Below are 13,366 nucleotides of genomic sequence, written 5' to 3'. Positions count from 1 at the left end.
GCGAGAGGACAGAGCAAGTATGCCAGGCGATTATTAAACCCCATCGATACAAATAAAAGCCGCCGCAGTCCATAAGACCCGCGGCGGCTTCTTCTCAATACATAGCTGAGCTTAGCCCTCGATACGACTCAAGAACTCACGGGTACGTTGCTCACGCGGATGATCGATAACCTGCTCGGCCGGGCCCTCCTCGACAATGCGGCCTCCGTCCATAAAGACCACGCGATCGGCAACATCGCGCGCAAACTGCATCGCATGGGTCACGATCACCATCGTCATATTCTGCGCCGCCAGGTCTTTAATGACACGCAGCACCTCGGCCGTTAGCTCGGGATCGAGCGCCGAGGTCGGCTCGTCAAAGAATAAGATTTCCGGATCGAGCGCCAGGGCGCGGGCGATACTCACACGCTGTTGCTGACCGCCCGAAAGCTCACACGGCACCTTGTTCTCGTTGCCCGTCAGCCCCATTTGTGCAATCAGCTCGTGAGCGCGGGCTTCCGCCTGCTCGCGCGGACGCTTAAGCACGCGAATCGGCGCATCGGTGATGTTTTTCATCACCGTATAGTGCGGGAACAGGTTGTAATTTTGGAACACCAGGCCGAATCGCGAGCGCGCCTGCTTGGGCACATCGCCCTTCGCATAGACCGCGCCCGAACCCGCATCCGTCGCAACGGCAAGGTCGCCAAACGAGAGCGAGCCTCCGTCGAGTGTCTCGAGCAGCGTGGCACACCGCAGCAGCGTGGACTTGCCGCCACCCGAAGGCCCGATAATCGCCACGACCTCGCCACGCTTCACCTCAAGCGAGATATCCTTGAGCACCTCATTGCCGCCAAACGCCTTACGCGCGTTCGATATATTCATTACCGAATTAATCATGGTAGTAATCCAATTTTTTCTCGGCGGCGCCCAGCAGCATCTCAACCACAAAGTTAAAGACCCAGTAGATCAGCGCCGCAATCGCAAACGGCACCATGCTCACTTGCGAGGCGACCAGCGCCTTGGCCGTCGAGAACATTTCCCCCACGCCGATGGCAAACGCCAGCGACGTGTCCTTGACCAGCGTGATGATCTCGTTGCCCATCGCCGGCAGAATACGCTTGGCGACCTGCGGCATCACGATGTACAAAAACGTCTGCAGACGCGAGTAGCCCAGCACCTCGGCGGCCTCATATTGACCACGCGGAATCGACTGCAGGCCCGAGCGATAGATCTCGGCAAAGTAGCCGGCGTAGTTGATGATGAACGCCACAACGCACGCCGTCCACTTGGAATTGGGCGTGAGCGAGATGCCGAACACGTAGTACGGGGCAAAGTAGATGGCAAACATCTGCAGCATGAGCGGCGTGCCGCGCATCACCGAAATGTAGATGCGCGCAATCCAGCGGAGCGGCGCAATTTTGCTCATGCGCATGAACGCCACGGGGATTCCCAGCGGAATCGACCCGAGCAGCGTCAACACAAACAGCTGCAAGCTGACCAAGAATCCCTGGCCAAGCATCTGCATCATGACCTGAATAGACAACCCAAGCTCTCTTTCACAGCAACAGAACAGCGAACCCAATGCTAAAGCGGGTTTTCCAGGTGCCCGAGTTTGCCGTGAAAGAGGAGCGTCGCGTACTAAATGTACGCAAGCGACGGTTTGAACGGCAAAATCGGGTGCCTGGGAAAGCCGCTATTTCAAAACCCAGTTGTCGAAGGACAGACCGTAGCTTGAATACTCGTCGCACAGGTCCCTGACCGTGCCGTCCTCGTAGAGCGCCTTAAGCGACTCGGTCACGGCGTCGGCCGACTTGGTGTCGCCCTTCTTAAAGCCGACGGCGTAGTGCTCGCTGGACAGCGGCTCATCAAGCTGTGTATAGGCATCGGGCTTGGCGGCAAGCTGATACTGGGCAATCGAAAGGTCGCAAGCCACGGCATCGACCGCGCCGCTCTCGAGCTGCATAAAGGCCGTGTTGTACTCGCCGATCGTGTCGAGCGTGGCAAACGTCGCCGCCAGATCCTTCTGGTCGCCCTCGAGCACATCCTGCGCAGCGGAATCGGTCTGGGTAATCACGGTCTTGCCGGCAAGATCGTCCCAGCTCTTGATGCCCGCATCCTTCTTTACCACCAGCACCTGCTCGTTGAGCATGTACGGCTCGGAGAACGTGTAGTCGTCCTCACGGCCCTCCATGGTAAAGCCGTTCCAGATGCAGTTGATGGCACCCGAGTTGAGCAGCGTATCCTTGGCGTCCCAGTCGATGGCCTCGTATTTGACCTCCCAGCCCTGCTTATCGGCAACAGCCTTGGCCAGATCGAGATCAAAGCCGGTGTACTCGCCATCGTCGCCCACAAAGCCGTACGGAGGATAGGACTTATCAAAGCCCACCACGAGCTTCTTGGACTCCGCAGCGCCCTTCACATCCTTGGCCGCGGCAGAGCCAGCAGCGGAGCCCTTGCCGGCACCACCGCCGCAGCCGACAAGACCAAGGCCAAGCACCGTGGCGAGCGAGCCGGCTAGACCAACAAACTGACGACGAGACATATCGGTATTCATGGTATTCCCCCTTGGTGGCACTTTAGTTAAGTAAAGTGAGTCATGTAACGTTCAGAATCATACACTTTACCTTGATAGAGTACAAGGGAGGGTTTGCCCGGCGTGGGCGGGGAGCGGCGCGTAATTAAGTTTCCTGCTCTACAGTCCTGCGCAAGACGGAAAGCACATTAAGTGCTTTCCTTTGCGTGCGGAACTCGCGATAAACTTAATTACGCGCCGCTCCCCGCCCACGCCGGGCAAACATCGTTGGACTTATCACTGACATGAAATGGGCGCTTGCATATCGTCTGCCAACTTGGCACGGTACAATGCTTTCAGATTTCAATTTGTAAATTAGTGGGGTTAATTCATGGCAGAATCTCGTGCGGAGCGTAGGGCTCGTCGTGCTTTGGTGGAGGCGGCTGAGGGGTCGAAGGAGGAGAAATCTTCTACGAAATCCAAGTCTTCTAAAGCTGCAAAAAGCAAATCGACCAAGAGCAGGGCTAAGACCAAGCGTTCTGACTCTCGTCGAGGCGGGGACAAAGCGCCTCGGACTCGTTCCAAGCGCCCGCATAATGATTCGGTTTCGTCTGCGCGTAAGGCTGTGGACCCCAAGTCTCCCTGTTCGATCATGAAAGCCTGCGGTGGGTGCACGGCGCTCAATCGTCCCTATAAGAAGCAGCTCGCCGCCAAGCAGGCTGCTATGGAGGAGCTTTTTGCTGCTCTATGCGAGCGCGAGGGCATTAGCGTCGACCCCATTCGCGGTATGGGCGTCACCCTGGGCGACCCGGGTAAATATCCTGCGCCGCGCGGGTTTCGCCATAAGGCCGCCACTCCCTTTGCCCCCGGTAAAGAGGGCGCTGTCCGCTGCGGCTTTTTTGAACGTGGCACGCACAGAATCGTTGCTGTTCCCGAATGTCCCGTCGAGGCGCCGGGTGCCCGTCAGATTCTCAACGGCATCGCGCGTGAGGCTGAACGCCTGCACATTCCCGCCTTTAACGAGGACAAGCACCTGGGCTTGCTTCGCTATGCCGTCGTTCGCTGCGGCTGGCGCACCGACCAGATCATGGTCACCCTCGTGACTGCCCAGCGCGACCTGCCGCATGAACAGGATTTCTTTGAGGCCGTCGCTGTACTCGATCCGCGCATCGTCACCGTCGCCCAAAACATCAACGGACGTCCCGGCAACGCCATCCTCGGCGAGGAAACCCGCATTGTATATGGCGCCGAGTGCATGCGCGACCAGCTGCTCGGTTGCGAATTCGATATCTCCCCCACCGCGTTCTATCAGACCAATCCGCAGCAGACCGAGCTGCTCTATCAGCTCGCTATCGACGGCATGGATCTGCACCAGGGCGATGTGCTTATGGATGCTTACTGCGGCAGCGGCACCATCGGTCTTTGCGCAGCTAAAGATGCCCAGAACAAGGGGATCGGCATCATGCTGCTCGGTGTGGAGCGCAACCCGGCGGGCATTGCCGACGCACGCCGCAATGCCGAGCTCAACGGCCTCACCCGCAGCGCTTGGTTTATGGCCGACGATGCCACCGACTACGTCCTAGATGCCGCCGACAACAACGAGCGGGTCGATGTCCTTTCCATCGATCCGCCGCGCGCCGGCTCTACCCCCGAGTTCCTCGAAGCTGCCTGCGCGCTTAAGCCGCGCCGCATCACCTATATCAGCTGCAACCCCGTGACTCAAGAGCGCGACCTGCATCAGCTTCTCGACGGAGGCTATCGCCTGCTCAAGATCACGCCCGTCGACATGTTCCCTCACACCGACCACACCGAAACCGTAGTGGTCCTCGAACGCCGCTAACCAACCTCAGTATATTTTTGGGACAAGAAAGGGGGCGACCCGCCTGGGCCGCCCCCTTCGCTTGGTTTATAAACTCCGCTACATCCCATTGCGCAGATCGCACACGCCGGCTGCCGCCATCTCGCGCAGCAGCGTCTCGCGATCGCGCGTCACGATCAGATCCAACGGGAAGTGAATCTCGTCGAGCATCTTGCGAGCGTAATCGAGCTTACCAATTGCCATGCCAATGTGCGCATCGGTCGAAACGCCAATGCCCACGCCCAGCTCGGCGCAGCGCTCGGCAATCTTGCGGCATACGGCCCAATGCTCAGTGTCGACACCGTGTTCAAGACTATGGTTGTTGATCTCGATAATCTTGTGCTTGGCCTTAGCTGCCAACAGCACCTCGTCGATATCGAACGGCACGCCCGAACGCCCCGTGTGACCCAGCATGAACACCTTGGGGTGCTCCAGGGCATTGATATACATCTCGGTCGTCTGGGCCAGCGTCGCGCCCTCAGCAATCTGCGGATTATGCACGCTTGCAACCAAATAATCCAAATTACGCGTAACCAAATCGAACAGTGAATGCTGACGGCTGTACGAATCGCCGGCGATATCGAGCGTGACAGGAGTGTCCTCGCCAAACAGGCTTCCGTCCAGCGAAACGATATCGGCCTCGGCACCACGCAGCACCAGCACGCCGCTCCAAATGCGCGGCCAGATATCCTGGTTGATAAAGAACTGGTAACTGCGCAGGTCATTGGGGCAAGCCGTAACCATAGAGCTCAAATGGTCGGCAGATCCGAGCACCTGCAGACCACGCTCTGCCGCCCAGTACACATTCTCCTCAATGGTCGAATATGCATGCGCAGAGAACATCGTATGGGTATGAATGTCACAAGAAAGCAGGTAGGGCATCAGGTCTCCTTATCTGGCACGGCCGTCGCTTATATTCATTGTACGCATAGCCTTCGATAGTCGTAAAACCACTCCATCCCAAAGACACAACGTCCATGACAACGGGGTCCGGCTTAACACCAAACCCCGTTTCACGTAAAACATTGTAGGCAGAGCGCTTTACTTTTAACGATACTCGTCCGCCAACTGTTTCCAAGCGGGTAGCGAATTGACAATCGTTTCGTAGCTCACGCAATAGCCCAGGCGGAACCAACCCGGCATACCAAAGCTGTCCGAGGGAACCGCAAGCAACTCATACTTCTTTGCGCGCTCGCAAAACGCATTCGCATCGGGCTCGAGTGCCTTCACCCACAGGTAGAAAGCACCGTCCGGCTCAACATAGGTATAGCCGTAGTCCGTCAAAGCATCGGTGAGCGCCGTGCGGTTGCGGGCATAGGCATCGATATCGCTCGGCTCATCGATACAATCGATAATCACGCGCTGGAAGAGCGCCGGTGCGCATACAAAACCCAGTGTACGGGCAGCGCCCGCAACAGCCGGCATCAGACGCGCAGCCTGCGGATTAGTGTTGGGAACCAAGATCCAACCCACGCGCTCACCAGGCAGCGATAGCGACTTAGAATACGAGTAGCACACCACGGTGTTCTCGTAGATCGAGGGCACCCAGGGCACCTCGGCACCGTACACGATCTCGCGGTACGGCTCATCCGAGATGAGCATAATCGGATTCTCGGGATCGCGCTTGGCGTTAACCTCGCGCAAAACATCGGCCAGTCGCGTCAGCGTGTCGCGCGTATACACGGCACCGGTCGGGTTGTTGGGCGAATCGATAATGACGGCCGCTGTCTTATCGCTAATCGCCTTGAGCACGTTGTCCACGCTCAGCTGGAACGTGTCTTCATCGGCAGGCGCCTCGACACACGTGCAGCCTGCCTTCTCAATCCACACGCGATACTCCGGAAAGTACGGGGCGATAACAATAACCTCGTCGCCCGGGTTCGTAACGGCATTGAGCGTGCAGGTGAGCGAAGCCGCGGCGCCCACCGTCATAAAGACGTCCTTGCCCTCATAGCTCGTGCCAAAGCGGCGGTTGAGCGATTCGGCGACGGCTGCTCGACATTGCGGCAGACCCGGTGCGGGCGTATAACCGTGCAGCTGGTCGCTCGGCAGCTCCAAAGCCTTCTTAATGGACGCAGCCACAGCGGCGGGCGCCGGAACACTCGGGTTGCCCAGCGAAAAATCGAATACGTTCTCCGCACCGATCTGCGCCTTGCGCTCAAGACCATAGCTAAAGATCTCGCGGATGATGGAGCTTTCCGCACCGCGAGCATACATAGTTTCGTTGATCATCTGTTCCCCTTTCGCATAGGCGCTATTGTACGCTTTAGCCGAGCACAGTGCCGCAGCAATGTTGATTGGGGACAGACTTAAATGCGTGAAAACGCTCATTTAAGTCTGTCCCCAATCAACAGACAGCCCCATATCGCTCAAAAGAAAAAGCCTCCGCAGGTTTCCCGGCGGAGGCTTTTGTTAGAAGGACTATTTGTCGGTGTCGGTATCAGCGTTGACGGCACAGTCATCGCCGGCGTCATCGGATGCGGCTTCGGTATCTTCCTGCATGGCCGCCTGCGCAAAGGCCGCGGCATCAGCCGCCAGCTCCTCCTCGCTCATACGAGGCGCGCGCTTCTTGGTCGGCATGCCGGCCGCCTTGGCATTGCGCTCCTCCTTGGCCGCCAGGATATCGCCCTCGCGCTCAAGGTAGGCATTCCACTCGTTGTCGAGCAGGGCGTTCACGGCGTCGCCCTCGACGGTCTCGCGCTCAAGCAGCACCTTCGCCATCAGATCAAGCTGATCGCGACGGGCGTCCAGAATCTCGACCGCACGACGATGGGCCTCACGCATAATGCGCTGAACCTCGATATCGATGCGGCGCGCCGTCTCCTCGGAGTAATCCTGGTGATCGGCGTAATCGCGACCAAGGAACACCTGATGTTGCGCCTCGCCAAACACTTGCGTGCCCAGCTCCTCGCTCATGCCCAGGCGCGTGACCATCTCGCGCGCCATCTTGGTTGCGCGCTCCAGATCGTTGCTCGCGCCCGACGTAATATCATCGCACATGAGCTCCTCGGCAACGCGACCGCCCAAGAACACGGCGAGCTCGTCGAGCATCTCGTTCTTGGTCTTGAGGAAGTGGTCCTCCTGCGGAAGCTGCAGCGTGTAGCCCAGCGCCTGGCCGCGGCTGACGATCGAGATCTTGTGGACCGGATCGGAGTGCTCCAGGATGTGGCCCACCAGGGCATGACCGCTCTCGTGGTAGGCAATCGTGGTGCGCTCGGCCTCGGTCATCACGCGACCCTTGCGTTGCGGTCCGGCAATCACGCGCTCCATCGACTCCTCGACCTCGTCCATCGAGATCACGGAACGATGACGGCGAGCGGCCAGCAGCGCAGACTCGTTGAGCAGGTTCGCCAAATCGGCACCAGTAAAGCCAACGGTCATCTGGGCGAGCTTCTCAAACTTAACGTCCTCGTCCATCGGCTTGTTCTCGGCATGCACGCGCAAGATCTGCTCGCGGCCCTTCACATCCGGACGGTCGACCGTAACCTGACGGTCAAAACGGCCGGGACGCAGCAATGCCGGATCCAGGATGTCAGGACGGTTGGTCGCAGCGATCAGGATGACCGACTCGCTTTCCTCAAAGCCGTCCATCTCGACCAGCAGCTGGTTGAGCGTCTGCTCGCGCTCGTCGTGACCGCCGCCCAAGCCAGCTCCGCGCTGACGTCCCACGGCATCGATCTCATCGATGAAGATGATCGACGGGGCCTGGGACTTGGCCTCCTTAAAGAGGTCACGCACACGGCTGGCGCCGACACCTACGAACATCTCGACAAAGTCGGAACCCGAGATGCTAAAGAACGGCACGCCCGCCTCGCCGGCAACGGCCTTGGCCAGCAGCGTTTTACCGGTGCCCGGAGGGCCAACCAGCAACACGCCACGCGGGATCTTGGCGCCCAGCTTGCGATAGCGATCCGGATCGCTCAAAAAGTCACGGATCTCCTCGACTGCCTCGTCCACGCCGGCAACGTCTTCAAACTTGACCTTGGGGCGTGTGGCCTCGTTGGTCTTGGCGTTGGTCTTGCCAAACTGCATGTTCCTGTTGTTGGCGCCCATCATCTGGCGCATAAAGTAGAACATGATGGCGATAAGGGCGATCGTCGGAAGCACACTCATCGCCAAGTCGCCCCAAAAATCGGGATCGTTGGTGTTGACGATGTACTTGGTATCGGGGTGCTCCGCCATGAGCTCGGCAAGCGAATCGGAGCCGACATAGGTCGAGGAGAAGCTCTTGAGCTCGCTCGTATCGCCCTTGTCCTTCTTCGTCTTCCAGTAATGACCCGTCACGCTTCCGTCTTGAACCGTATAGGTCAGATCTTCGACGCGATCCTGCTTGATGGCGCTCACCATCTCGCTCGTCGCGAGCTTAACGGTATTGCTGGAATTGGCAAAGCCGGAGCCCATGTTAAAGAAGGCGTAGCCCAGAAGCGCGCAAGCCAAAATAAAATACAGCCAGCCCGTACGCGTGGGCTTCTTGCCTCCGGGCATCCCCGGGATCTTAGGCTCCCGGGGAGTCTGGGAATTGTTATCGTTATGGTCGTCGGGCATCTTACGAATAAACCTCCGGTTTCAAAATGCCCAGATACGGAAGGTTACGATAGCGCTCGGCATAGTCGAGGCCGTAGCCCACCACAAAGGCATCGGGGCAATGGGTTCCAACATACTTGGGCGTGATGGCCGAGACGCGGTCCTCAACGTCCTTCCACAGGAAGGCGGCGACCTCCAGAGAAGCGGGCTTGCGGCTCTCGAGGTTCTTCATCAGATACTTGAGCGTCAGGCCCGAGTCCAGAATGTCCTCGACGATCAGCACGTCGCGACCGCGGATGTCGATATCCAGGTCCTTAATGATACGCACGATACCCGAGGACTTCACACCGTCGCCATAGCTCGAAACAGCCATGAAATCGATGTTGGTCGGTAGCTCAATCTTGCGCATCAGGTCGCCCATAAAGACAACGGCACCGCGCAGAACCGCGATCAGCACCAGATCCTTACCCGCGTAGTCGCGCGTAATCTCCTCGCCCAGGCGAGAGACGATACCGTCGATATCCTCCTGCGTGAACAGAACCTTCTCGATATCCGGATGTTGAGAAGCCATGACAACCCTTTCTTGTGCTTATCGCCCACACACCGCCGTATGGACGCGAACTTCACATTCTAGCAGCGCACGGGGTAAATTTACCAGCCCGTGCGCCATCAGCGCGGGAATACCGTCAACGTCGCACAGAATAGCAGACGTGGGACGCTATTCCGCATCGACCACGCGGAGCAGATATGCCACGCGCGTTGCGGCCGTGCACTTAAAACGCTCGTCCGCGCGAACTCCGGCGACCCACACCACGGCACCTCCCGGCGCCGTCCTCACCATGGGCACGCCGGCGCGCTCGGAAACGGGAATGCGAGCCTCGCCTAGCAAGTCGGATACTTTCTTGCTTCGGCCACTCATCCCTAACGGGCACATCACGTCTCCCGGTGCGGGACCGTCCACCCACAGGCGCGCCAATCGCGCCTCGACAGGGATCTCGCCACGCGAGCCCGCCAGGATCCGCTCACTATCGCTGTCGGCAAAACCCAAGGCAGCCGCGTCTACCAAAGCTGTCACTTCCCCGGCAGCCGCACGCTCACGGGCGCGGCGCACGATATCGCATCCCAGCTCAACGGCCATCGGCTCTGTGACCAGCATACGTCCCCCGCCCAACGGCAAACGACCGGGTACGGTAACCCAGTCCGCGACCAGGCCCTCGCGAGCCACCGAGGCCTTAAACGCCAGCATGCCAAACTCAACGCGCGCGTCAATTCCCGCCGGAAGCGTGACCGAGCCGGCACCCTCGGCAACGCAGGAAAGGACTCGCTCAACATGCCGCATCTCGGGACGAGCGTCCGGATCGATGCGTTTGATCGCCAGTCGCACGATGCGCCGCGCGATTACCACCTCGGCCGCAGCAAGGCGCCTGGCATCGAGCACCAGTGCGCCCGCTGCCTCTTTGCACAAACAGCTTCGAAACGCCTGTGCCGACAGCTGGGATAGAAACGCATCTTCATCACCCAAGATCTCACAGGCGGCGCCAATCGTCTTGCAGACGCTCGCGTTGCGCTGCGCCACCACCGGCATCACTCGATGGCGCACGTAGTTTCGCAGATACGAGATATCCTCATTGCTCTCGTCTTCACGCCACGGCTGACCATGTACCTGTAGATAGCCCACGAGCTCGCCGTGAGTTAGGTCGAGCAAGGGACGCACCACGATATTCCTCCGGCGAGGAATGCTCGATAGGCCAGCGGGCCCCGAACCCTTAATCGCGTTCATCAAAAACGTTTCCGCGCGATCCGAAGACGTGTGCGCGGTGCAGATACGAGCCGCCGTTCGCGGTGCCCCCGTCTGGGCGCAGAGCTCGCGAACATACCTCCGCGCCGCGGCATAGCGCACCTCGCGGGCCGCGGCCTCAATATTGCCCGACTCCCCATCAAAATAAGCGTGCTCCACACACAGCGGTAAACCATATTGCGCGCAGAGCTCACGCACAAAGGCCTCGTCGCCATCGGACGCCTTGCCGCGCAGATGATGGTTTACATGCAGCACATGCAGGCGCTCGCGAGCAATGGGGGCGACACCGCGTCCGTCTTGGATATCCAGCTTTGATGTGCACGCCATAAGAAGCAGTGCCGTCGAGTCCGCGCCGCCTGATACCATGAGCACGACAGGAGCAGCCTGCTGCCTCGTCCGGGTCTCATCGACTGCCCCAGGCACGGCATGGTGTCCATAATGCTGAGATACCGTAGGCATTTGCTTCCTCCTCTATTCGTCCGCACCCATTGTATCCTTTGGAATCTTATGTCTCGTCTGCACCTTCATATCCTCGGCAGTGGCTCTAAAGGCAACTGCGCACTCATCGAGGGCCCGCAGGGGCTCATTATGGTCGATGACGGACTGTCTCGCCGCGAGACATTAAAGCGCATGGCAGAACTGAGGCTCTCGGCAGACAACGTCTCGGCTCTTCTCATTACTCATGAGCATAGCGATCACATCAAGGGCCTCGATGTCTGGTGCAAGCACTGGCACGGCCCCCTCTTTGCCAGCAGGGGCACTCTTTCGAGCAAAGAAAATCTTTCGCATCTGCCTGTCGAGGAATTCGATCCCGGTGACACCCTATCCATTGCCGGCATCCACGTGCAAACCTACTCAACGTCACACGATGTCATCAATCCAGTCGGCTATCGATTCGACACCCTCGATGATTCCATCGGCTTTGCCACCGACACCGGAGAGCTATCGAGCCAAGCCATGAACACCCTCAAAGATTGTCGAGTCCTCGCGCTCGAAAGCAACCACGATGTGACCATGCTGCGCGAGGGAGAATATCCCCGCTTTCTTCAGGAGCGCATCCTGTCTGCAAGGGGACACCTCTCCAATGGCCAAGCCGCCGAAGCCGCGCGCGAACTTGTTACCGATCGCACCGAACAGCTCATTGCCATGCATATCAGCCAAGATAACAATCGTCCGAGCCTTACCGTCAAAAGCTATGCCAAAACTCTGGCCGCAACTCTGGATGACGAGGTCGGCAGCTCCGCAACCCTTCTCCAAGGATCGCGAAAACTCTCGATACGCCCTGCGAGTCAGTATCAACCGGCAACCATTCAATAGACTGTCCTAGACAGCAAAAGGGGCCGAGAATCGCTTCCCAGCCCCTTTTGCTGTCTTTTAATAGCGCAGAACACCAACGAAGTTAGTCGATGGAGATCTTCGTAACGTTCTTCTTCTCGACGATCTTGGGAACCGTAACGGTCAGGATGCCGTCAGCGTACTTAGCCGAGAGGCCCTCGCTCGAAGCGTCCTTTAGATACACGCCACGCGTCGCGCTGTACGAGTTGAACTCCTTCTGCAGGAAGTTCTTGCCCTCGTTCTCCTCGTCTTCCTCGACATTCACGCTAATGGACAGACGGCCCTCGTTAAGCTCGACATCGATATCGTCCTTGGCGACGCCGGTCAGATAAGCCTTGACCTCATAGCCGTCGCCCTTATCCTCAACGTCAACGGGGAACGCCTTGGAAGCAATCGAGTTGTTTGCAAGGTCGGTCATATCATCAAACAGATCGAACAACGAGCTAGCAGAAGGACGAACGCCAAAAACCGAACGATAAGGAACCATGCTTGCCATGTTTACCACTCCTTTTAAGGACTGCCGAGTCATCTTCTAGGTGACTGGGACTTCTTTTGACGCTCTTATATATGCCCACCCAGTGCTCATATATACATCGACTATAAAGTTTTTTGAGTCCAGTACTATAAGCATATCTAAGTGTATTTGACTCAGGTTTTAATAAGGTTAAGGTTCTTTGAACCAGAGCTTAAATAACAAGTATGTTCACAGCTACAAATAGCAAGGGGCTTACAATGAGCGCGTACACGTTGTTGGTAACGAGCTAAAGGGCATCATGGACGACCAAAACCAGAACAAAATGTTTATGCCGACACGGGGGGAAGATACTTCCACGCAGCCGCCGCGGTTCCATCGCCCCCACATCTCGCAAGAGCCCATTAATGATCCGGAGCCCGAGTATGTGACGAGAAATCGATATCAAACACTCGAGGATGCCCAAACGGGACGTAAACATATGGGCGTCGCCTCGGGAGACCCTGTATATCTAAAAGACGCACCATTATCTAAAAACAGCGCAGCTAGTGATGAGCCACTGAAAGCATCAGCCGCTCATCAACAAAGAGGTTCTCGACCCAAGCAAACCTTGACGCATTCGGCTCGCTATCTCGAAACGCCAAAACAGGGAAAATCAATCTTCGTTTCGTCAAGTAAAAGACGCAAGCAGCATCGACTGACAATCCTGCTTTTGATCATTGTGGCCATAGCAGTTGCCCTTGTTATTAGATTTATCTTCTTTAAATAAGGGCTCAATACCAAAAACGATAAGATCGTCTGGTGTAATTGAGTCATTTACGCCCCATAAACGCAAAAAAGGGGGAGGCCGCGAGGGCTCCCCCTTCTCAGTTCAAGCGTACGGCTCGG

General features: G+C 57.8%; 12 protein-coding genes. 3 read left to right on the top strand and 9 right to left on the bottom strand.

Features of this window, described 5'->3' with window-relative positions:
• Positions 1 to 111: 111 nt before the first annotated feature.
• The 3 genes from DXC52_RS05590 to DXC52_RS05580 form a co-directional block, all read right to left on the bottom strand.
• On the bottom strand, positions 112 to 876 hold the full coding sequence (locus DXC52_RS05590) for an amino acid ABC transporter ATP-binding protein (RefSeq protein WP_055310177.1): 765 nt from the start codon (positions 874 to 876) through the stop codon (positions 112 to 114).
• The gene (locus DXC52_RS05585; protein ID WP_233504870.1) at positions 869 to 1,522 is read right to left on the bottom strand and encodes an amino acid ABC transporter permease; all 654 of its coding nucleotides are present in this window, start codon (positions 1,520 to 1,522) and stop codon (positions 869 to 871) included. Before DXC52_RS05585 ends, DXC52_RS05590 begins: the two co-directional genes overlap by 8 nt.
• Before the next feature lie 150 nt (positions 1,523 to 1,672).
• Entirely contained in the window at positions 1,673 to 2,533 is an 861-nt protein-coding gene (locus tag DXC52_RS05580) for a transporter substrate-binding domain-containing protein (RefSeq protein ID WP_117746484.1), read from the bottom strand.
• Between the two features lie 349 nt (positions 2,534 to 2,882).
• Between DXC52_RS05580 and rlmD the strand changes: the two genes are divergently transcribed.
• A complete protein-coding gene (gene rlmD / locus DXC52_RS05575; RefSeq protein WP_117746483.1) occupies positions 2,883 to 4,331 on the top strand; it encodes a 23S rRNA (uracil(1939)-C(5))-methyltransferase RlmD in 1,449 nt (482 codons plus the stop codon).
• Between the two features lie 78 nt (positions 4,332 to 4,409).
• Here rlmD and DXC52_RS05570 read toward each other — a convergent pair whose 3' ends face one another.
• From DXC52_RS05570 to tilS, 5 genes are all read right to left on the bottom strand, one after another.
• Positions 4,410 to 5,231, bottom strand: a complete 822-nt coding sequence (locus DXC52_RS05570) for a phosphatase (RefSeq protein ID WP_055286222.1) — start codon at positions 5,229 to 5,231, stop codon at positions 4,410 to 4,412.
• Between the two features lie 165 nt (positions 5,232 to 5,396).
• The gene (locus DXC52_RS05565; RefSeq protein WP_117746482.1) at positions 5,397 to 6,581 is read right to left on the bottom strand and encodes a pyridoxal phosphate-dependent aminotransferase; all 1,185 of its coding nucleotides are present in this window, start codon (positions 6,579 to 6,581) and stop codon (positions 5,397 to 5,399) included.
• A gap of 189 nt (positions 6,582 to 6,770) precedes the next feature.
• A complete protein-coding gene (gene ftsH, locus DXC52_RS05560; RefSeq protein WP_304485471.1) occupies positions 6,771 to 8,834 on the bottom strand; it encodes an ATP-dependent zinc metalloprotease FtsH in 2,064 nt (687 codons plus the stop codon).
• A 61-nt stretch (positions 8,835 to 8,895) separates the two neighbouring features.
• Positions 8,896 to 9,444 (bottom strand): hypoxanthine phosphoribosyltransferase, encoded by a 549-nt coding sequence (gene hpt, locus DXC52_RS05555; protein WP_022093938.1) that lies wholly within the window; start codon positions 9,442 to 9,444, stop codon positions 8,896 to 8,898.
• 147 nt (positions 9,445 to 9,591) lie between these two features.
• The gene (gene tilS / locus DXC52_RS05550) at positions 9,592 to 11,130 is read right to left on the bottom strand and encodes a tRNA lysidine(34) synthetase TilS (protein ID WP_199409472.1); all 1,539 of its coding nucleotides are present in this window, start codon (positions 11,128 to 11,130) and stop codon (positions 9,592 to 9,594) included.
• 48 nt (positions 11,131 to 11,178) lie between these two features.
• On the opposite strand from tilS, the gene DXC52_RS05545 reads away from it, so the two are divergent.
• The gene (locus tag DXC52_RS05545) at positions 11,179 to 11,988 is read left to right on the top strand and encodes an MBL fold metallo-hydrolase (RefSeq protein WP_055286216.1); all 810 of its coding nucleotides are present in this window, start codon (positions 11,179 to 11,181) and stop codon (positions 11,986 to 11,988) included.
• A gap of 82 nt (positions 11,989 to 12,070) precedes the next feature.
• On the opposite strand, the gene DXC52_RS05540 is transcribed toward DXC52_RS05545, so the two are convergent.
• The gene (locus DXC52_RS05540; RefSeq protein WP_055286214.1) at positions 12,071 to 12,502 is read right to left on the bottom strand and encodes an Hsp20/alpha crystallin family protein; all 432 of its coding nucleotides are present in this window, start codon (positions 12,500 to 12,502) and stop codon (positions 12,071 to 12,073) included.
• Positions 12,503 to 12,779: 277 nt separating this feature from the next.
• On the opposite strand from DXC52_RS05540, the gene DXC52_RS09935 reads away from it, so the two are divergent.
• A complete protein-coding gene (locus DXC52_RS09935; RefSeq protein WP_147330599.1) occupies positions 12,780 to 13,247 on the top strand; it encodes a hypothetical protein in 468 nt (155 codons plus the stop codon).
• The last annotated feature ends 119 nt before the right edge of the window (positions 13,248 to 13,366 follow it).

It is taken from the genome of Collinsella sp. TF05-9AC, assembly GCF_003438495.1.
GTDB lineage: Bacteria > Actinomycetota > Coriobacteriia > Coriobacteriales > Coriobacteriaceae > Collinsella.
This window is presented reverse-complemented; position numbering and strand designations above follow the sequence as displayed.